16 protein-coding genes are annotated in these 19,843 nt (G+C 71.6%); 2 read left to right on the top strand and 14 right to left on the bottom strand.

All coding sequences use genetic code 11. The annotated features are described in order from the left end of the window. Positions 1 to 56: 56 nt before the first annotated feature. The 3 genes from ABZ990_RS10595 to ABZ990_RS10585 all read right to left on the bottom strand — a co-directional run bounded on the left by ABZ990_RS10595 (position 57) and on the right by ABZ990_RS10585 (position 5,031). Positions 57 to 626, bottom strand: coding sequence for a dienelactone hydrolase family protein (locus ABZ990_RS10595; protein ID WP_361228434.1), 570 nt, complete (start codon positions 624 to 626; stop codon positions 57 to 59). Between the two features lie 204 nt (positions 627 to 830). Then, on the bottom strand, positions 831 to 2,417 hold the full coding sequence (locus tag ABZ990_RS10590; RefSeq protein WP_361228431.1) for a Na+/H+ antiporter: 1,587 nt from the start codon (positions 2,415 to 2,417) through the stop codon (positions 831 to 833). A gap of 73 nt (positions 2,418 to 2,490) precedes the next feature. Beyond that, positions 2,491 to 5,031, bottom strand: coding sequence for an MMPL family transporter (locus ABZ990_RS10585; RefSeq protein ID WP_361228429.1), 2,541 nt, complete (start codon positions 5,029 to 5,031; stop codon positions 2,491 to 2,493). Between the two features lie 227 nt (positions 5,032 to 5,258). Between ABZ990_RS10585 and ABZ990_RS10580 the strand changes: the two genes are divergently transcribed. Further along, complete coding sequence (locus ABZ990_RS10580) at positions 5,259 to 5,843, top strand: TetR/AcrR family transcriptional regulator (protein ID WP_361228426.1); 585 nt, start codon at positions 5,259 to 5,261, stop codon at positions 5,841 to 5,843. A 121-nt stretch (positions 5,844 to 5,964) separates the two neighbouring features. Here ABZ990_RS10580 and ABZ990_RS10575 read toward each other — a convergent pair whose 3' ends face one another. The 4 genes from ABZ990_RS10575 to ABZ990_RS10560 all read right to left on the bottom strand — a co-directional run bounded on the left by ABZ990_RS10575 (position 5,965) and on the right by ABZ990_RS10560 (position 9,176). Continuing rightward, complete coding sequence (locus ABZ990_RS10575) at positions 5,965 to 6,414, bottom strand: GNAT family N-acetyltransferase (protein ID WP_361228673.1); 450 nt, start codon at positions 6,412 to 6,414, stop codon at positions 5,965 to 5,967. Between the two features lie 77 nt (positions 6,415 to 6,491). Further along, the gene (locus ABZ990_RS10570; RefSeq protein WP_361228423.1) at positions 6,492 to 7,433 is read right to left on the bottom strand and encodes an RluA family pseudouridine synthase; all 942 of its coding nucleotides are present in this window, start codon (positions 7,431 to 7,433) and stop codon (positions 6,492 to 6,494) included. Positions 7,434 to 7,623: 190 nt separating this feature from the next. Next, on the bottom strand, positions 7,624 to 8,196 hold the full coding sequence (lspA, locus tag ABZ990_RS10565; RefSeq protein WP_361228420.1) for a signal peptidase II: 573 nt from the start codon (positions 8,194 to 8,196) through the stop codon (positions 7,624 to 7,626). 200 nt (positions 8,197 to 8,396) lie between these two features. Further along, entirely contained in the window at positions 8,397 to 9,176 is a 780-nt protein-coding gene (locus tag ABZ990_RS10560) for a TraR/DksA C4-type zinc finger protein (RefSeq protein ID WP_361228417.1), read from the bottom strand. A gap of 609 nt (positions 9,177 to 9,785) precedes the next feature. Here ABZ990_RS10560 and ileS point away from each other — a divergent pair. Then, positions 9,786 to 12,926, top strand: a complete 3,141-nt coding sequence (ileS, locus tag ABZ990_RS10555) for an isoleucine--tRNA ligase (protein ID WP_361228414.1) — start codon at positions 9,786 to 9,788, stop codon at positions 12,924 to 12,926. A gap of 603 nt (positions 12,927 to 13,529) precedes the next feature. Here the strand turns inward: ileS and ABZ990_RS10550 are convergent. The 7 genes from ABZ990_RS10550 to ABZ990_RS10520 all read right to left on the bottom strand — a co-directional run bounded on the left by ABZ990_RS10550 (position 13,530) and on the right by ABZ990_RS10520 (position 19,815). Next, complete coding sequence (locus tag ABZ990_RS10550) at positions 13,530 to 14,717, bottom strand: DivIVA domain-containing protein (protein ID WP_361228411.1); 1,188 nt, start codon at positions 14,715 to 14,717, stop codon at positions 13,530 to 13,532. A 66-nt stretch (positions 14,718 to 14,783) separates the two neighbouring features. Beyond that, positions 14,784 to 15,074, bottom strand: a complete 291-nt coding sequence (locus ABZ990_RS10545; RefSeq protein ID WP_361228408.1) for a YggT family protein — start codon at positions 15,072 to 15,074, stop codon at positions 14,784 to 14,786. Between the two features lie 83 nt (positions 15,075 to 15,157). Continuing rightward, a complete protein-coding gene (gene sepF / locus ABZ990_RS10540; RefSeq protein WP_361228405.1) occupies positions 15,158 to 15,781 on the bottom strand; it encodes a cell division protein SepF in 624 nt (207 codons plus the stop codon). Positions 15,782 to 15,916: 135 nt separating this feature from the next. Beyond that, on the bottom strand, positions 15,917 to 16,636 hold the full coding sequence (locus tag ABZ990_RS10535) for a YggS family pyridoxal phosphate-dependent enzyme (protein WP_361228403.1): 720 nt from the start codon (positions 16,634 to 16,636) through the stop codon (positions 15,917 to 15,919). Between the two features lie 140 nt (positions 16,637 to 16,776). Continuing rightward, the gene (pgeF, locus tag ABZ990_RS10530; protein WP_361228400.1) at positions 16,777 to 17,523 is read right to left on the bottom strand and encodes a peptidoglycan editing factor PgeF; all 747 of its coding nucleotides are present in this window, start codon (positions 17,521 to 17,523) and stop codon (positions 16,777 to 16,779) included. Beyond that, the gene (gene ftsZ, locus ABZ990_RS10525) at positions 17,520 to 18,737 is read right to left on the bottom strand and encodes a cell division protein FtsZ (protein WP_361228397.1); all 1,218 of its coding nucleotides are present in this window, start codon (positions 18,735 to 18,737) and stop codon (positions 17,520 to 17,522) included. The genes pgeF and ftsZ overlap by 4 nt, the downstream gene beginning before the upstream one ends. Positions 18,738 to 19,017: 280 nt before the next feature. Beyond that, positions 19,018 to 19,815, bottom strand: a complete 798-nt coding sequence (locus tag ABZ990_RS10520) for an FtsQ-type POTRA domain-containing protein (protein ID WP_361228394.1) — start codon at positions 19,813 to 19,815, stop codon at positions 19,018 to 19,020. Positions 19,816 to 19,843 lie beyond the last annotated feature (28 nt).

Genomic DNA, 19,843 nt, shown 5'->3' with positions numbered 1-19,843 from the left:
GCTTCTCGCGTACTTCTCGTACGCTTCTCGCGTCTTCGGACGGTCTCGCCGATTTCCTAGAGGCTGTCGAGGAAGGCCAGGGCCACCGCCCAGGTGCGCTCCGCCGCCTCCGCGTCGTAGTCCGGCAGCTCCGGGTCGGTGTACAGGTGCCCGGCGCCCCGGTAGCGGTAGACCTCCACGTCCGCGCCCACCTGGCGCATCCGCAGATACCAGGACGACAGCCAGTCGTCCGTCTCGAACGGGTCGGGCTCGGCCACGTGCAGCTGGACCGGGAGCTCGTCCACGGCCGCCGACTCGGCGATGTCCGAGGTGCCGTGGAACAGCAGCAGTCCGCGCGCCTTCTCGTCGCCCAGCGCCAGCGTCTGCGCCACCGAGGCCCCGAAGGACAGGCCCATGTAGACCAGGCCCTGCTCCGAGTACGGCGCCGCCGCGAGCACCGCCCGCTTCAGCAGCTCCTCCTTGCCGAGGGCGTCGCGCAGCGCCATGCCCTCCTCCACCGTGGCGGCCGTCCGGCCGTCGAAGAGGTCCGGCGTCCAGACCCGGTGCCCGGCGGCCCGCAGCCGCTCGGCCGCGGCGGTCACGGAAGGCGTCAGACCGTAGGTGGAGTGGAAGAGCATGATGTCCATACGTCCCATCCTGCCATCCGGTCCCGGCCGCGCCCGCCGCCGCGGTGCGGCATATGCGTACCGTGCGCGAGGCCGGACCGGCATATGCCGTACGTCCCGGCCGACGCCGTACGCTCCCCCGCCCGCACTCCCGCCCCGCACGCCCGACGCGCCCACCCGCCGGCCCGGCCACCCGCCGGCCCGGCCGCCCGTCCGCCGCCTCCGTCAGCGCATGCTGCGCACGTCCAGCTGGCGCAGCACCCGGTCCACCACCTCCGGATCGGCCCCCGGTTCGCTGCGCGCCGCCAGGACCTCGTGCCGGGCGGCCGACATCATCTCCCGCTGGACCCGCTGGAGGGTGGCCATCCGCTGCACCCGCTGGGTGAAGGCGGCCCGCCGCTCGTCGTCCACCATGTCCGCGCTGATCCGGGCGCCGATGTCGAAGGCGGCGCGCTGCAACCGCTCGGCCAGGTCCTCGGGCAGCTCCTCCACCTCCTCGACCTCCTTCAGCCGCAGGCGCGCGGCCTTGGCCGCCCGGATCGCCAGGTCCCGCTCGTAGACCCGCTCGGCCTCGGCGTCCGCCTTCACCCCGAGCTTGCGCACCAGCCAGGGCAGGGTGAGCCCCTGGAGCACCAGGGTCGTGAGGATCACGCAGAACGCGATGAAGATCAGCACGTCACGGCCGGGGAAGGGCGAACCGTCGCTCGTCTCCAGCGGGATGGCGAGCGCCAGCGCGACCGAGGCCACCCCACGCATCCCGGCCCACCACATGACGACGCTCTCCCGCCAGCTCATCGGGATCTCCTCGGCGAAGTCCCGCCGGGTGTGCAGCCGTTTCGCCAGCCAGGACGCCGGCAGCAGCCAGAGCAGCCGCACCCCGACGACCACACCGACGACGGCCGCGCCCCAGCCGACCATCTGCCAGCCGCGCCCCTCCGCGACACCGAAGACGTGCACCAGCTCCAGGCCGATCAGACCGAACGCGATACCGGTGACGAGGGTGTCGACGACCTCCCAGAAGGTCTGCCCGGCGAGCCGCCCCATCACGTCGTCGGCGTCGCTCGCGTGCTCCGCCAGGAACAGCGCGGTGACCAGCACGCCGAGCACGCCCGAGCCGTGCAGCTCCTCCGCGATGACGTAGGAGACGAAGGGCACGAGGAGGGTGAGACCGGTCTGCAGGGTCGGATCGCCCAGGATGACGATCAGTTTGTTGGTGATCCAGCCGAGGGCGACACCGACCACGACCGCGACGACCGCCGACAGGACCAGTTCGCCCAGCGCGTGCGACCAGGAGAAGTGCCCGCTGACGACGGCCGTGATCGCCACGTGGTAGAGCACGATCGCGGTGACGTCGTTGAACAGGCCCTCGCCCTCCAGGATCGACACCAGGCGCCGGGGCAGACCGAGCGACCCGGCCACGGCGGTGGCCGCGACCGGGTCGGGGGGCGCGACCAGGGCGCCGAGGGCGAGCGCGGCGGCCAGCGGGATGCCCGGCACCAGCGCGTCCGCGACGGCGCCGACGGCGGCCGTGGTGACGAACACCAGGGCCACCGCGAGCAGGAAGATCGGCCGCCGGTTGGCCGCGAACTGCCGCCAGGAGGTGCGCTGGACCGACGCGTAGAGCAGGGGTGGCAGCACCAGCGGCAGGATGAACTCGGGTGGGATGTCGACGTTGGGAACGAACGGGAGGAAGGCCAGCGCGACCCCGATGAGGGTCATCAGAACGGGCGCGGGCAGCCCGAGCCGGCTTCCGAGCGGAACGGTGAGCACGGCGCCGAGCAGGAGCAGGAACAGCAGGGCCAATTGATCCACGACCCCTACCCTGTCACGTACGTCCCGTTTGGCATCGATTGCCCCCGGTCCTTCCTCCGTGAGCCGGTGTGTCCTACCCGGCGGGAGCGGGCGAAGGGGCCGTCTCCCGCCCGGGAATCCGGCCGGTGCGGCGGGCCCATGCCTCGAAGGCCAGGGTCGCGAACGGCGGTACGGAGGCCAGCAGGGCGAAGAGGGTCGTCCGGCCCAGCCGCCACTTCAGCCGGATCGCCAGCAGGGCGGTCAGGAGGACGTAGACCACGAACGCGGCACCGTGCAGGGCCCCGAAGATCCGTACGCCCAGTTCGGTGGTCCCGGGCCCGTACTTGACGTACATCCCGACCAGCAGCCCGGCCCAGGTGCAGGCTTCGACGACCGCGATCCAGCGGAACGCGCGCAGCAGACGCCCGGTCAGGACGTCGACCGCCGGGGCCGGATGGGATCCCGGGTCCGACAGGTCCACCGGATCCACCGGATCCACCGGGTCCACCGGGTCCGCCGGGAGCGAGGGGCCCGCGGGGTCGGCGGGCCCCGTGGGACGCGGGGGACGCGCCGGCCACAGCGCGCGGTCGCCGAGCAGCCGCACCAGAGCCGGGACCAGGAGCGGCCGGACCAGGAAGGTGTCCAGCAGGATGCCGAGGGCCATGGCGAACCCGAACTGGAAGAGTTCGCGGATCGGCTGGGTCGTCAGGACGGCGAAGGTCGCCGCGAGGATGAGCCCCGCCGAGGAGACCACCCCGCCGGTACGGGTCAGGGCGACGCTGATGGCCTCGGCCGGCGGCCGGCGGCGCAGCTCCTGCTTGAACCGGCTCATGATGAAGATGTTGTAGTCGACGCCGAGCGCGACGAGGAAGACGAAGATGTAGGCGGTGACGCGGTTGCCGATGCCGTCGTCGCCGAGGACGGTCAGGGTGAGGAACGTGGTCGCGCCCAGGGTGGCCAGGAACGACAGGACGAGGGTCGCGACCAGGTAGAGCGGCGCGAGGAGCGAGCGCAGCAGCAGGCCGAGGACCGAGGTGACGATGCCGAGGACCAGCAGGACGACGAGCTTCGTGTCGCGGTCGAGGGCGGAACGGATGTCGGCGCTCCGGGCCGTCTCCCCTCCGATGTACACCGTGGCGTCGTCCGCTCCGGCTCCGGTGGCCGCGGTCCGCGCGGTCTCCCCCAGCGGAGCGATCGCGTCGAGGGCCTCGGTGCTGTAGGGGTCGCGGTCCAGGACGACCTCGTAGAAGGCGGTTTTGCCGTCCGCCGCGAAGCGGGGACGTTCCCCGACCCGGGCGACGCCGTCGGCGGAGGCGAGCGCGCCGGTGACGGCGGCGGACACGGGGCCGGTCCGCAGATCGCCTCGGGAGCGGACGACGACGGTGGCGGGCGCGCTCTCGCCGGGCCCGAACTCCTCCTGGACGAGGCGCTGTCCGCGTTCCGACTCGGTGGCGGCCCGGAAGCCGCCGAGGGTGTCGAAGCTCTCCTGGTAGCCGAGCAGTCCGGCGCTCATCACGACGAGCAGGGCGACCACGGCCGAGGCGACCTTGACCGGGGCCCGGGCGACGAGCACGGCGACGCGGTGCCAGACGCCCGCGCCCTGACCGCGGCGGGCGGCCCGGTCCACGCCGCCCGGCCAGAAGACGCCCTTGCCGAGGAGGAGGACCAGGGCGGGGATGAAGGTGAACGCGACCAGCGCCATGACGGCGACGCCGAGGGCGAGATACGGACCGAAGCCGTGCAGCGCCGGGGAGACGGCCGCGAGCAGGGCGAACATGGCGAGCACGACGGTGGAGGCGCTGGCCAGGACCGATTCGGCGGTCCGGCGCACCGCGAGGAGCATGGCGCGCGGGCGGTCCGGTTCGCCGAGCAGGGCCTCGCGGTAGCGGGCGGTGAGGATCAGCGCGTAGTCCGTGCCCACCCCGAACAGCAGCACGGTCATGATCGACGCGGTCTGGGAGCTGACCGTGATGACCCCGGCGTCCGCGAGGAGCGCGCCGGTCGTCTCCGCGACCCGCATCGCCACGCCGACGGCGACCAGGGGCACGAGCGCCATCAGGGGCGAGCGGTAGATGGCCAGGAGGATGACGAGGACGAGCAGGACGGTGGCCAGGAGCAGGACCTTGTCGCCGCCGCTGAAGACCTTCACGGTGTCGGTGGCGATCCCGGCGGGGCCGGTCACGGCGACCTCGGCCTGCCCGGCGCGGTCGGCGGCGAGGGCCCGTATCCGGTCGACCGTGTCCTGGAAGGACTCGTCCGAGGGGTTCCCGGCCAGGGGTACGACGATCAGCTGGGCGCCCCGGTCCCGCGAGACCAGCTCCGCCGCCGCGCCGGGCGCGCTCACGGTGGAGATCACGTCCGTGACGCCTTCAGGCCGGCCGGGGCCCGACAGGGCCGAGGCGATACGGGCGACGGCCTGCCCGGCGCTCGCCGCCGGGTCCGCGCCGGCGCCGCGCACCACGACGACCGCCGGTGTCGCGTCCTGGCCCGGGAGCTCGGAACGGACCAGGTCAAGGGCCCGCATGGAGTCCGAGGCGGCGGGCGGGAGGTTGGCGGAGGCGTTGTCCTCGACGGAGTCCAGCGCGGGGGCGACCCCGGCGAGCAGGCCCGCGAGCAGGATCCAGAACGCCACCACCGCGGCGGCGCGTCTCCTCGAACCCAGCAGACATCGGAGCAGGCGGGAGTCTTTCGATTGCATCGGGGGCCTCTGATCGGACGCACGGAGGAAACTTAGAGACAGGGTGTCTCTAAGTTTCGTCAAGCTAACACGCGCCCGGAGCGCCCCGGGCGCAGGGGTAGATTTGGCGTGAGACCGAGATGGGGACGGGGGCGGAACGGCGCCCCCGAGGCGGAGCGGAGAGCATGCCCAAGATCGAAGCCGGCAGTGTCCGCGAGCACCGGGCCCAGCGGCTCGCCCGGCTGATCGACGCGACCGAGGCGATCCTGGACGAGGGCGGTGCGCAGACCCTCACCGCCGGCGCGGTCGCCAAGCGGGCGGGCATCGCCCGCAACAGCATCTACCGGTACGTCGACTCCGTCGAAGACCTGATCGAACTGGTCGTGACCCGGGAGTTCCCCGCCTGGATCGAGGCCGTGGAGCAGGCGATCGCGGCCGAGAGCACCCCCGAGGAGCAGGCGGCCGCCTATGTCCGGGCCAACCTCGAACAGGCCGCCCGGGGCACCCACGGCTGGCGCGCCTCGCTCTCGCGCAGCACGCTCTCGCCGTCGGCGCGGGAGCGGGTGCGGAATCTGCACACCTCGCTGCACGAGGCGCTCGCCCGGGTCGTCGCCGACCTGGGGCATCCGCAGCCGGAGCTGACGGTGGCCGTGCTCCAGGCCGTGGTCGACGCGTGCATCCGCAGGATCGACCAGGGCGACGAGCTGGCGACGGTCGCCGACTTCGCGTCGGGGGCCACCCGGCGGCTGCTCGCGGACGACCACGCCTGACGGCCCGCAGCACCCCGGGCAGGGCGCGACAGGCAGCACCCCCGCACGCGAAAGGGCGGTGGGCCCGGCGATCAGGTGATCGCCGGGCCCACCGCCCGTTCAGAAATCCTCTTCGCGCCGCTCAGAGCGCGCGGCGCATCGCCCGGTGCGGAATGCCCGCGTCGGGGAACTCCGGACCGTACGCGACATAGCCGAGCCGCTCGTAGAAACCGAGGGCCCTGGTCTGCGCGTGCAGATCGACGGCGGTGAGGCCACGCGCCCGGGCCGTCTCCTCGATCGCCCGTACCAGCGCGGCACCGACCCCGAGACCGCGCGCGGCGCGGGACACGGCGAGCCGGCCGAGGGAGCCCACGGAGGCGTCGGCGCCGGTCTTGCCGGTGGCGTCCGCCCCGTACAGCAGCCGTCCGGTGCCGAGCGGCAGGCCGTCGGCGCGGACCGCGAGCAGCTGCGTGGCGGTCTCGTCGTACGCGTCGAACTCCTCGTCCGCCGGTACGCCCTGCTCCTCGACGAAGACCTCGCGACGCACCGCGAAGCAGGCGTCCCGGTCGGCGGGCCCGGTGATCTCGCGCACCGCGTACGCGAGAGGAGACCGTACGGAATCCGCCGAGCCCGCCGAGCCCGAGGCTCCCGCCGGCTCCGCGGCGAGGGTCACCGGCTCTCCGACGCGATCCGGTCGAGGGCGGTCTGGAGGTCGGCCGGGTAGGTGCTCTCGAACTCGACCCAGCGGCCGTCGCCGGGGTGCTCGAAGCCGAGCCGGACGGCGTGCAGCCACTGCCGGGTCAGCCCGAGGCGCTTGGCCATGGTCGGGTCGGCCCCGTAGGTGATGTCACCGACGCAGGGGTGGCGGTGGGCGGACATGTGCACCCGGATCTGGTGGGTGCGGCCCGTCTCCAGCTTGATGTCGAGCAGCGAGGCCGCCCGGTACGCCTCGATGAGGTCGTAGTGGGTCACGGATGCCTTGCCGTCGGCGGTCACGGCCCACTTGTAGTCGTGGTTCGGGTGCCGGCCGATGGGCGCGTCGATGGTGCCGCTCAGCGGGTCCGGGTGGCCCTGGACGAGGGCGTGGTAGCGCTTGTCGACCACGCGCTCCTTGAACTGGCGCTTCAGCGAGGTGTACGCGTACTCCGACTTCGCCACCACCATCAGACCGGAGGTGCCGACGTCGAGCCGGTGCACGATGCCCTGGCGCTCGGCGGCGCCGGAGGTGGAGATGCGGTAGCCGGCGGCGGCGAGGCCGCCGATCACGGTGGTGCCGGTCCAGCCGGGGCTGGGGTGGGCGGCGACCCCGATCGGCTTCATGATGACGACGATGTCGTCGTCGTCGTGGATGATCTCCATGCCCGGGACGGGCTCGGCCACGATCTGCACCGGGGCGGGCGCGCCGGGCATCTCGACCTCCAGCCACGCACCCCCGCTGACCCGCTCGGACTTGCCGACGACGGATCCGTCGACGAGGACCTTGCCGGCGGCGGCCAGCTCGGCCGCCTTCGTACGGGAGAACCCGAACATACGGGCGATGGCGGCGTCGACGCGCTCGCCCTCCAGGCCGTCGGGTACGGGCAGGGTGCGGATCTCGGGACTCGTGCTCACCCTGTCGAGTATGCCTTGTGCCGGAAGGCGCTCGGACCTCACCGGCCCCGGGCCCCTCGCCTCACCGGCGTCCGGCCCGTGCCCCGCCGGTGCCGTACGACGCTCCGCAGCGCCGTACGGCCCGTCCGGCCCGGTCCTTCTCGGCCCTGCTCGGGCCTGCTCGGTCCTGCTCGGGCCTTCTCGGTCCTGCTCAGTCCTTGTGGATGGTCCCGTCGGGGTCCAGGCCCCGGAACGACAGCAGCACGATCAGGATGCCGCCGCAGACGATCGCCGAGTCGGCGAGGTTGAAGACGGCGAAGTGCGCGGGTGCGATGAAGTCGACGACCGCGCCCCGGAAGATGCCGGGCGAGCGGAAGATCCGGTCGGTCAGGTTGCCGAGCGCGCCGCCGAGCAGCAGACCGAGGGCGATGGCCCAGGGCAGGCTGTAGAGCTTGCGCGACAGCCGGATGATCACCGTGATCACGACGGCCGCGATCAGGGTGAAGATGACCGTGTACGCCTCGCCCATGCCGAAGGCGGCACCCTTGTTGCGGATGGCGTTGAGGCGCAGCAGATCGCCGATCACGTCGATCGGCTCGTGCCCCTCAAGGCGCGCGACCACGAGCATCTTGCTGCCGAGGTCGAGGAGGTAGGCGAGCACGGCCACCACCAGCAGCGCCGCGAGCTTCCGCTTCCCGCGGGGGCGCTCCTCGGTCTCGGGACCGGCCGACTCGTCGGCTCCTGCTGATTCGGGCGTATCGATGACGCCCTCCGCCTCTGCCATGTGCACGAGGGTACGACACGCCCCCACGCGCGCGTCAGAGCCTGTCGGGTGTCCTTGGGTCGGAGAGCGGACGCGGCGTGGCGCGTGCGATTCCAAGGCGCCGGGATGCCCTTGTAGCGGAGCTACCAGGGTATTTCGGCAACGCCGGAAGCGTGCGTGTCAGGGCGTGGCCGCCCGATCAGAGGTCATCCGGCAGGCTCTCAGCCGCGGCGTTCCTGTTTCTGCTTGTCCTCGACGCACAGCGTGGCCCGCGGAAACGCCTGCATCCTGGCCTTGCCGATGGGCTTGCCGCAGATCTCGCAGAGTCCGTAGGTCCCCGTGTCGAGCCGTTCCAGGGCGTGCTCGGTCTGCTCCAGCATCTCGCGCGCGTTGGCGGCCAGGGAGAGTTCGTGCTCACGGGTGATGTTCTTGCTGCCCGTGTCGGCCTGGTCGTCGCCGGCGCCCTCGCCGGAGTCGCGCATCAGACCGGTCAGCTCCTCCCTGGAGTGGATCAGCTCGCTGCGCAGCCGCAGCACCTCGGCCTGGAGCTCGTTGCGGGCCTCCGCGACCTCCTCGGGGGTCCACGGGTCCTCACCCGGGCGTACGGCGAGCTCACCGGCCCGGGCGGGGGGCACCGCGGCGTCGGCCCCGATCTTCGTCGCGACCCCCGCGGTCTTCTTCGCTGGCACCTTCCTGGCTCCTGTCTTCTCACGCGCGGCCCGGGGGGCCGGGGCCTTCTTCGCCGCGGCGGCCTTCTTCACGGGGGTGGCGGCCGCCTTCTTCACGGGCGCCGCCGCCTCGGCGGCTTTCCCGACCGCCTTTTTCGAGGCGGCAGCCTTCTTCACGGCCTTCTTCGCCACCTTCCCGGCGGCCTTCCGAGCCGTCTCGCCGGCCGTCTCGTCGGCCGTCTCGTCGGCCGTCTCGCCGGCCGTCTCCCCGGACGCCGCCGCCTTCCCGGCCGGCGGCGCGGTCTTCTCCGCGGCGGTCTTCTTCGCCACCATGTCGCGGCCCCTTCACACTTCGTGATCACGCGCGCGCATCGTGCTGGGACGATAAATCGGCCCGGGACACTCGGCAACGGGGCACGCCGCCCCCTCCCGCGCTCCGGCGGCGCCCCCGCGCCGACCGGCCCCGGCCGCACCCGGCGCACGGGCGGGCCGTCCCGGCACCGCTCCCCCGTACGGCCGCCGCCGAAGTCCGTCCGGGGCGGTGTCGCCATTCGGGTCACGCCGGACCGGACACGGCCGGGGACGCGCCCGGGGCCCCGCCCGTGCCCGCCACCCGCCGGAAATCGAGTCGGCCGACCCGCGCCCGGCCCCGTACACTGGGCGGAGCGAAAGGCTTGGATGGGGACGAGTAGCGTCGTACGCAGCCATGAGCGACCCGGGGACGGTGCGAGCCCGGGGGCGTGCCCGATGTGAAGCATCACCCCGGAGCTGCCGGAAGAAAGCCGTGGCGGACCCACGGCGAGTAGACCCGGTGTCGCGACCCCAATGAGGGGGCTTCGGACGCGGTCGTGTCCGTGGCCAAGGAGGGTGGTACCGCGGGAGCCGAGGCTCTCGTCCCTCCGGACGGAAACGTGGCACATCACATCCGCCGGAGGAAGATCGATGTCTTCGCAGTACCGCCAGGTACCCGCCCAGGTAGACCTGCCCGCGCTCGAGCACGGCGTGCTCGACTTCTGGCGCGACAACAAGGTCTTCGCCAAGAGTCTGGAGCAGTCCGAGGGACGCCCCGAGTGGGTGTTCTACGAGGGCCCCCCGACCGCGAACGGCATGCCGGGCGCCCACCACATCGAGGCCCGCGTCTTCAAGGACGTCTTCCCCCGCTTCCGCACGATGCGCGGCTACCACGTCGCCCGCAAGGCCGGCTGGGACTGCCACGGCCTGCCCGTCGAGCTGGCGGTCGAGAAGGAGCTGGGCTTCGCCGGCAAGAAGGACATCGAGGCGTACGGCATCGCCGAGTTCAACGCCAAGTGCCGCGAGTCCGTGACCCGGCACACCGACGCGTTCGCCGAGCTGACCAGCCGTATGGGCTACTGGGTCGACATGGACGACGCGTACCGCACCATGGACCCCTCGTACATCGAGTCGGTCTGGTGGTCGCTGAAGACCATCTTCGACAAGGGCCTGCTGGTCCAGGACCACCGCGTCGCCCCCTGGTGCCCGCGCTGCGGCACCGGCCTGTCCGACCACGAGCTGGCGCAGGGCTACGAGACGGTCGTCGACCCGTCCGTCTACGTCCGCTTCCCGCTGACCTCCGGCCCGCTCGCCGGCAAGGCCGCGCTCCTGGTGTGGACGACCACCCCGTGGACCCTGGTGTCCAACACGGCCGTCGCCGCCCACCCCGAGGTGACGTACGTGGTCGCCACCGACGGCGACGAGCGCGTCGTCGTCGCCGAGCCGCTGCTCGACAAGGCGCTCGGCGAGGGCTGGGTGACCACCGGCGAGTCCTTCACCGGCGCCGAGATGGAGCGCTGGACCTACCAGCGTCCCTTCGAGTTCGTCGAGTTCACCGAGCCGGCGCACTACGTCGTCAACGCCGAGTACGTGACGACCGAGGACGGTACGGGTCTGGTCCACCAGTCCCCCGCCTTCGGCGAGGACGACCTCAAGGTCTGCCGCGCCTACGGCCTGCCGGTCGTCAACCCGGTCCGCCCCGACGGCACCTTCGAGGAGGACATCCCGCTGGTCGGCGGCGTCTTCTTCAAGAAGGCCGACGAGGCGCTGACCGCCGACCTGGACACGCGCGGGGTGCTCTTCAAGCACATCGCGTACGAGCACAGCTACCCGCACTGCTGGCGCTGCCACACGGCCCTGCTCTACTACGCGCAGCCGTCCTGGTACATCCGTACGACCGCCGTGAAGGACCGCCTTCTCGAAGAGAACGAGAAGACCAACTGGTTCCCGGACTCGGTCAAGCACGGCCGCTTCGGCGACTGGCTGAACAACAACATCGACTGGGCGCTGTCCCGCAACCGCTACTGGGGCACCCCGCTGCCCATCTGGCGCTGCGCCGACGACCACCTCACGTGCGTGGGCTCGCGCGCGGAGCTGACCGAGCTGACCGGCACCGACCAGTCGGAGCTCGACCCGCACCGCCCGTACATCGACGCCGTCACCTTCACGTGCCCGGCCGAGGGCTGTTCCCTCGAAGCGGTGCGCGTGCCCGAGGTCATCGACGCCTGGTACGACTCGGGTTCCATGCCGTTCGCGCAGCACGGCTACCCGTACCAGAACAAGGAGCTGTTCGAGCGCCGCTACCCGGCGCAGTTCATCTCCGAGGCGATCGACCAGACCCGCGGCTGGTTCTACACGCTGATGGCGGTCGGCACGCTCGTCTTCGACAAGTCCTCGTACGAGAACGTGGTCTGCCTCGGCCACATCCTCGCCGAGGACGGCCGCAAGATGTCCAAGCACCTGGGCAACATCCTCCAGCCGATCCCGCTGATGGACCAGCACGGCGCCGACGCGGTGCGCTGGTTCATGGCGGCCGGCGGCTCGCCGTGGGCGGCCCGCCGGGTGGGCCACGGCACCATCCAGGAGGTCGTCCGCAAGACCCTCCTGACGTACTGGAACACGGTCGCCTTCCAGGCGCTGTACGCCCGTACGTCCGGCTGGGCCCCCTCCGCGGCCGACCCGGCCCCGGCCGACCGCCCGGTCCTCGACCGCTGGCTGCTCGGCGAGCTGAACACGCTGGTGGCCGAGGCCACCGAGGCGATGGAGGCGTACGACACCCAGCGGACCGGCAAGCTGCTCTCGGCGTTCGTCGACGACCTGTCGAACTGGTACGTCCGCCGCTCCCGCCGCCGCTTCTGGCAGGGCGACAAGGCCGCGCTGCGCACCCTGCACGAGGTCGTGGAGACGGTCACGCGGCTGATGGCCCCGCTGACCCCGTTCATCACCGAGCGCGTGTGGCAGGACCTGGTGGTCCCGGTGACCTCGGACGCCCCGGAGTCCGTCCACCTGGCCTCGTGGCCCGAGGCGGACGCCGCCCTGGTCGACCCGGTGCTGTCGGAGCGGATGCTGCTGGTCCGCCGGCTGGTCGAGCTCGGCCGCGCCACCCGCGCCGAGTCGGGCGTGAAGACCCGTCAGCCGCTGTCCCGCGCCCTGGTCGCGGCGACCGGCTTCGCGGACCTGACCCCGGAGCTCCAGGCCCAGATCACGGAGGAGCTGAACGTCTCCTCTCTGGCCTCCCTCTCCGAGGTCGGCGGCTCGCTCGTCGACACCACCGCCAAGGCCAACTTCCGCGCGCTGGGCAAGCGTTTCGGCAAGGGCGTCCAGGACGTGGCCAAGGCGGTCGCGGCGGCGGACGCGGCGGCCCTCGCCCTGGCCCTGCGCTCCGGCGAGGCCCCGCTGGAGGTGGGCGGCGAGACGATCCTCCTCACCGCCGAGGAGGTCATCATCACCGAGACCCCGCGCGAGGGCTGGTCGGTCGCCTCCGACTCGGGCGCCACGGTCGCCCTGGACCTGGAGATCACCCCGGAACTCCGCAAGGCGGGCCTGGCCCGTGACGCGATCCGCCTGATCCAGGAGGCCCGCAAGAACAGCGGCCTCGACGTCGCGGACCGCATCGCCCTGCGCTGGACCTCCACCTCCCCGGAGACCACGGAGGCCCTGACGGCCCACGCCGGCCTCATCGCCGACGAGGTCCTGGCGACGGACTACGCCGAGGGCGAGGCCGACACCACGTACGGCACCGCGTTCGAGGACGAGGGCCTGTCCCTCACGTTCCGCCTCCGCAAGGCGTAACCACACCAGCGAAAGGCCCGCCCCCACCACAAGACAAAGGTGGGGCCGGGCCTTTCGCATATCCCGGGCCCCCAAAAAATCGGAAATCCCCCCACACACAACCGGCAAGGCCCCCACCACAGCCACCCCCACCCACCTCCCTCCCACCCAACTGGCGGCACCCACCCCCATCCCCCACTCAAGCGGAAGGGGTGCGGGGTGGTGCGCGGAGAGACAGCGACGGGAGCGGGGGCCGGGAAGGGGGTCGTGTTCGAAACGTAAAGCGTGATTTGTGGCGCGGAAAAAGAACGCTTTACGCACAAGTGAGGGCTCCGCGCCGTAAATCATGCAGTGCAGAACACGACCCCCGGACCGGCCCACGCGCCCCCACCACAAACCCCAGCGCACCACCCCGCAACCCCGACCGCGCCCCCGCACGCCCCGCCACCACCACGCAACCCCCACCCGCAAAGCCGCAGCGCCCCCGCACCACCCCACCCCCACAGCACAGCGCAGCGCCCCACCCCCGAACCCCCAGAAACGCCGAAGGACCGACCCCCCAAGGGGCCGGTCCTTCAACGACTGCCGCCGACGGCTACGCGCTCACGCGCGGCTCCGCCGCCCTCAGTTGTCGTCCTCGTCGATCAGGAACCCGCGCATCGGCGCCGGCGCCTGCTGCATCGGCTGCGGCGCCTGCGGCCGCACCGGTGCCATCGGCTGGGTCATCGCCGGGGACATCTGCTGCTGTCCGCCGTACGAAGGGCCGCCGGCCATCGCGTTGTTGCCGCCGTAGGACGGCGCTCCCGCGCCCGCCGGAGCCATGGAGGGCGACGGCGGCAGCGAGGGGGCCGCCGGGCTGCGCGGCGGGGCCAGCGAGTCGTCGGCCTGGGTCTCCAGCTGACGCAGCTGGGACTCGAGGTACGACTTCAGGCGGGTCCGGTACTCACGCTCGAAGCCCCGCAGGTCCTCGACCTTGCGCTCGAGGGTGGCGCGGGCGGACTCCAGGGAGCCCATCGCGACGCGGTGCTTCTCCTGCGCGTCCCGCTCCAGCGCGTCGGCCTTGGCGCGGGCGTCCCGCTCCAGGCCCTCGGCGCGCGAACGGGCCTCGCCGACGATCTTGTTGGCCTCGGAACGGGCCTCCGCGATCGCCTGGTCGGCGGTCTGCTGAGCCAGCGACAGGACACGCGCGGCGCTGTCGCCGCCCGGACCCTGGGCCTGCGGCGGCATCGGCGGCTGCTGCTGCGGGTGACCCATGGGGCCGCCCTGCATCTGACCGCCCTGCATCTGGCCGGGGCCCATCGGGCCACCCTGCATCTGGCCGCCCTGCATCTGACCCGGGCCGGGGCCCATGGGGCCGCCCTGCATCTGGCCGGGGCCGGGGCCCATCGGGCCACCCTGCATCTGGCCGCCCTGCATCTGACCGGGACCGGGGCCCATCGGGCCGCCCTGCATCTGGCCGGGGCCGGGGGGAAGCTGGGGAGCACCGGACGGCAGCTGCGGCGGGCCCATCTGCGGCTGCTGCTGTACCGGCGGGCCCGATATGGCGGCGGGCACGGGAGCCCCGGGTCCGCCGGGTCCGGGACGCTCCGGCTGCTCGGGAGGCTTGCGCATGCTCTGCTGCTGCTGACTCTGCGCGGCGGCACGCGTGGCGGCGGCCAGCTTGGCGCGCAGGTCCTCGTTCTCGCGGAGCAGTTTGGTCAGTTCGGCTTCGACCTCGTCGAGGAAGGCATCCACCTCGTCCTCGTCATAGCCTTCTCGAAGGCGGACGGTCGTGAACTGCTTGTTCCGCACGTCCTCAGGAGTCAGCGGCATCTCTTCTTCACCTCTACGTAGTCGTCGGCAGTCGGCAAGACCGTATCGTCCACATTCACCCCATTCTCACCGCGCGAAACCCTCAACGACGCGAATCAGGATGAAAACGATGATCATTAGAACGAAGAAGGACAGGTCGAGTGCCACGCCCCCGAGACGCAACGGCGGGATGAGCCGCCGAAGAAGCTTGAGCGGTGGATCGGTGACGGTGTAGGTGGCTTCCAGAATGACCACCATCGCCTTGCCGGGTCGCCAGGAACGGGCGAACTGGAAGACGTAGTCCATGACCAGTCGGAGGATCAGGAGGACCAGGAAGCACATCAGCGCGATGTAGACCACCTGTAGCGCAACGCCCATCCCGCGGTTCCCTCTCCCCTGACTTTCGTGCTCTCACTTGTCCGGCCGCGGTGTCGCGGCCGGCCGTTCTCGGTCTCGTGCTCTCAGCTCTGGTTGAAGAATCCGCCCTCTGCGATACGGGCCTTGTCCTCCGCCGTGACATCGACGTTAGCAGGCGACAACAGGAACACCTTCTGCGTCACGCGCTCAATGCTGCCATGGAGACCGAAGACGAGTCCGGCGGCGAAGTCGACAAGTCGCTTCGCATCCGTATCGTCCATCTCCGTGAGGTTCATGATCACCGGAGTGCCCTCACGGAAGTGTTCCCCGATGGTACGGGCCTCGTTGTAGGTCCGCGGGTGCAGAGTGGTGATGCGGTAAGGCTCCCGCTCGGACACGACCTTGGGCATGATCACCGGCGCGTTCTTCTCCAGGCTCGGACGTTCGGGTGTGATGGATGCCACGGGGGCAATTCGGGCCGGGCGCACGCTCTCTGCCGTTACCGGTACAGAACGGGACACCGGCTCACGGGGGGCGGGCGGCGTCACCACGCGCGCCGGCTCCTCCCGTTCCACCTGCCGCGGCGGCTGGTGGTGGCGCCGGTCGCGCTCGGGCTCCGGCTCCAACTCGGGTTCGAAGTCGTCGTCGGGGTCGAACCCCCGGCCGTCGTAACCATCGTCCTCCACGAGGCCGAGGTAGACCGCCATCTTGCGCATCGCGCCGGCCATATCTCCGCATCCTCCGCTCTGTGGTGGATCGCCTAACCGAATGTCGCAGTGTCACCAAGTGCCCGCGATCCACGAGTCCACCCGCCCCTCGGCGGATTGACCATATTTTCTGCTGTGGTCCGACTCTTCGCGACGTTACCCGAGCTTCGGACGGACTCCGAGCACCGCAGTACCGACGCGCACATGTGTCGCACCGGCCGCCACGGCCTCTTCGAGGTCCCCGCTCATCCCCGCTGACACCATGTTCGCAGCCGGGCGGGTCGCGCGCAGCGCAGTCGACAAATCCATGAGCCGCTCGAAGGCGGCCCGTTGCCGGCCCGCGTACGGGCCGGCCAGCGGTGCGACGGTCATCAGTCCACCGAGCCGCAGTCCGGGCGCGGCGTCCACCGCGGCGGCCAACTCCTCGATCCCGTCGGGGCTCACCCCGCCCCGGTCGCCCCGCCCGCCGGCCTCGGCGTCGAGGGCGACCTGGATCAGACAGCCCAGTTCGCGCTCCGCCTTCACGGCGGCCGCGGACAGAGCGGAAACCAGCTTCAAACGGTCGACGGACTGCACCACATCGGCATAACCCACCACGGAGCGGACCTTATTGGTCTGCAACTGACCCACGAAATGCCAGTCGAGGTCGAGATCCGCGCACGCGGCGGCCTTCGGCGCCGCGTCCTGGTCCCGGTTCTCGGCCACCTGCCGCACACCGAGTTCGTACAGGAATCGCACATCGCTCGCGGGGTAGGTCTTGGTGACCACGACGAGGGTCACCTCCTCCCGCGCGCGCCCGGCGGCGGCGCACGCGGCGGCGATGCGCTCCTCGACCCGGGCGAGGTTCGCGGCGAGTTCCGCCTTGCGGTCCGTCATCAGCTCATTCCTGCGGGAGGTTCGGGGTGCGGTCCCCCGGGAGAAGGGGTCCGGAGAAGGAATAGAAGGGTCTGCGGGGATGCGGTACGCCGGGGAGTGCCTCCCCCGCGGACGGTGCCCGCGGGGGCGCCGGATCCCGTTCAGCGAGGAGACTTCGGGTCCAGCCAGACATATCCCGCGAGTCGCCCCGTGGTGCGGTCGCGGCGGTACGAGTAGTGGTCACGGGATTCCAGGGTGCACACCCCGGCGTCCGCGACGTCCCGTACGCCGAGCCGCTCCAACTGGGCGCGGACTCCGGCGGCCACGTCGACGGCCGGGGTGCCCCAGGAGGTCTCCGCGTACGCGGCCGGTTCCACGGCGGCGACCTCGGCACGCATCGCCTCGGGCACCTCGTAGCAACGGCCGCAGACCGCGGGCCCGGTGCGGGCGACGATCCGGGCGGGATCGGCACCCCGCTTCCGCATCGCCTCGACGGCGGCGGGGACCACCCCGGCGACCATGCCGGGACGTCCGGCGTGGGCCGCGGCGACCACCCCGGCGACCGGGTCGGCGAGGAGGACGGGAACGCAGTCGGCGGTGAGGACGGCGAGTGCGAGGCCCGGACGGGACGTCACGAGGGCGTCCACGCACGGGATCTCACGCTCCGTCGGCCAAGGTCCTTCGACCTCGGCGACGTCGGCGCCGTGCACCTGGTTCATCCAGACGACCCGCGCCGGGTCCAGGCCCAGCTCCCCGGCGGCCCGCGCGCGGTTGGCCCGGACCGTGTCCGGGTCGTCGCCGACCGCGCCGCCGAGGTTGAGCTCCTCGTACGGAACGGCGCTCACCCCGCCCCACCGGTCGGTGAAGGCGAAGTGGGCGCCGCTCGTGTCGTAACGCTGCCCTATCACTTCAAGAAGTCCGGGACATCCAGCTCTTCGGCCGAGGTGTCCGGGTACGGACGGGCCGGCGGGACCACCGGCGGGGCGACGGGCGGCAGCGAGCTCTCGCTCGCCTGGCGCACCGGCTCGGACTGGACCGGGACGGGCTCCTCGCGCGGGGTCACCGTGCCGAGGCCGCCCAGCGGGCGGGCCGGCTCGGCGGCGCGGGGGGCCGGGGCGGGCTCCTCGCGCTTGCTGGAGGCCGAGCCGATGATGTTGTCCCGGCGGGCCGGCGGCTGGCCGCCGTCGAAGCCGGCCGCGATGACGGTGACCCGGACCTCGTCGCCGAGGGCGTCGTCGATGACGGCGCCGAAGATGATGTTCGCCTCCGGGTGGGCGGCCTCGCTCACCAGCTGGGCGGCCTCGTTGATCTCGAAGAGACCGAGGTCGCTGCCGCCGGAGATGGAGAGCAGCACACCGCGGGCGCCGTCGATGGACGCCTCCAGGAGCGGCGAGGAGATCGCCATCTCCGCGGCGGCCACCGCGCGGTCGTCGCCGCGGGCGGAGCCGATGCCCATCAGGGCCGAACCGGCCTCGGACATGACCGACTTGACGTCGGCGAAGTCGAGGTTGATCAGACCCGGGGTGGTGATGAGGTCGGTGATGCCCTGGACGCCGCTGAGGAGCACCTGGTCGGCCGACTTGAAGGCGTCGAGCACGGACACCTGGCGGTCCGAGATGGACAGCAGCCGGTCGTTCGGGATGACGATGAGGGTGTCGACCTCTTCGCGGAGCTCGGCGATGCCGTCCTCCGCCTGGTTGGCGCGACGGCGGCCCTCGAAGGTGAACGGGCGGGTGACCACACCGATCGTCAGGGCGCCGAGCGAGCGCGCGATGTTGGCGACGACGGGGGCGCCGCCGGTGCCGGTGCCGCCGCCCTCGCCGGCGGTGACGAAGACCATGTCGGCCCCCTTGAGGACCTCCTCGATCTCCTCACGGTGGTCCTCTGCCGCCTTGCGGCCGACCGCCGGGTTGGCCCCGGCCCCGAGACCGCGGGTGAGTTCACGGCCGACGTCGAGCTTCACGTCGGCGTCGCTCATCAACAGCGCCTGAGCGTCGGTGTTGATGGCGATGAACTCGACGCCCTTGAGGCCGACCTCGATCATTCGGTTGATGGCATTGACACCACCGCCGCCGACACCGATGACCTTGATGACTGCGAGGTAGTTCTGCGGTGCTGCCACGTCGAAGGCCTCTCGCCTCGAGTTACGTGTCGCCGCTTCGCGGTGGTAAGCGCGCCGCGACGACGGATGCCGATTGGGGCGGTCCGGAACGCCGACCCAAACCCTAACGTTGAAGTTTAGGGTTACCAGTGTCTCTGTTCGCTGGACTCTTCCGAACAGGACACTAAGTCGACAAGTGGCGCCCGTTCAACGAACACGCCGAACCTCCCGTTTTTCTTTTCACCCTATGTGATCACCCGTAGCGCTGGCCAACCAGGGTGCTGGCCAGCGGTGATGGGCGTCAACTCCTCGAAGAGGCGGGTGCGGTGGGGGCACTTACGTCGAAGTGTCCCGCTTTGGGCGTCGCCTTCATGAGCGCGGTGAGCACCCGGGCCTTGACCTGCCCGTGCTCGCCGCTGCCCCAGAAGACGCTGCGACCCCTGCCGAGCTCCAGAGTGATGGAGTCGAAGGAGGTAATCCGGACGACACGGACGTCTTGGGCGATTTTCTCCGGGAGTTCGCCCGTCACGCCTACCGCCGTCCTCAGCAGCCGGTCGGCGTCGAAACGCCGCAGACTGGGCGACTCGGCCACGTCGAGGACGAGCCGGGGGACACCGCGGGGCGGGGTCGCGACGGTGGCGAACCGCACTCCCCCGGAGTCCACTTCGATGAACTTTCGGCCCTTTTCCAGCAGCAGAACCGGATGACGTTCGGTCACATTCAGACCGATTCCGTGCGGCCATGACCGGACGACCTCCACCTCGTCGATCCGCGGCAGCCGTTGACGCAGCCGCGCCTCGATGGCCGACGTGTCGACCGACACGAGCGGCGCGCCGAGCGGAACGGCCGCGACACGCTCGACCTCGCCGGGGGTGAGCACCTCCGTGCCGGTCGTGGTCACCTTCTCCGCGCGCAGCCAGGTGGAGCCGTACAGCGCCCAGACGCCGCCGGCCACCAGGACCAGGGCGCCGAAGCCGATCAGGAGCGCGCGCGGGCCGGGGCGCCGAAAACCCCGGACGCCCGGCCCGGAGGGCCGCCCTGACGGCCTTTCGGAGGCGCCGGGGCGCCGTTTCCCGCCGGTCGCGGTTCCAGCCGCCACAGCTTCTCCCTCGCTCGTCGCGCCCTTG

The sequence above is a fragment of the Streptomyces sp. NPDC046203 genome (assembly GCF_040646255.1).
In the GTDB taxonomy this organism is placed as follows: Bacteria; Actinomycetota; Actinomycetes; order Streptomycetales; family Streptomycetaceae; genus Streptomyces.
Note: the sequence above shows the minus strand (reverse complement) of the source record. Positions and strands in the feature narration are given on the sequence as shown.

What these genes read in the sequence shown, in the direction of transcription:
- ABZ990_RS10550 (WP_361228411.1), bottom strand. Translation starts at nt 14,717, where the DNA reads ATGCCGCTGACTCCTGAGGACGTGCGGAACAAGCAGTTCACGACCGTC.
- ABZ990_RS10535 (WP_361228403.1), bottom strand. Translation starts at nt 16,636, where the DNA reads ATGACGGACCGCAAGGCGGAACTCGCCGCGAACCTCGCCCGGGTCGAG.
- ABZ990_RS10545 (WP_361228408.1), bottom strand. Translation starts at nt 15,074, where the DNA reads ATGGGCGTTGCGCTACAGGTGGTCTACATCGCGCTGATGTGCTTCCTG.
- ileS (WP_361228414.1), top strand. Translation starts at nt 9,786, where the DNA reads ATGTCTTCGCAGTACCGCCAGGTACCCGCCCAGGTAGACCTGCCCGCG.
- lspA (WP_361228420.1), bottom strand. Translation starts at nt 8,196, where the DNA reads ATGGCAGAGGCGGAGGGCGTCATCGATACGCCCGAATCAGCAGGAGCC.
- ABZ990_RS10580 (WP_361228426.1), top strand. Translation starts at nt 5,259, where the DNA reads ATGCCCAAGATCGAAGCCGGCAGTGTCCGCGAGCACCGGGCCCAGCGG.
- ABZ990_RS10595 (WP_361228434.1), bottom strand. Translation starts at nt 626, where the DNA reads ATGGACATCATGCTCTTCCACTCCACCTACGGTCTGACGCCTTCCGTG.
- ABZ990_RS10560 (WP_361228417.1), bottom strand. Translation starts at nt 9,176, where the DNA reads ATGGTGGCGAAGAAGACCGCCGCGGAGAAGACCGCGCCGCCGGCCGGG.
- sepF (WP_361228405.1), bottom strand. Translation starts at nt 15,781, where the DNA reads ATGGCCGGCGCGATGCGCAAGATGGCGGTCTACCTCGGCCTCGTGGAG.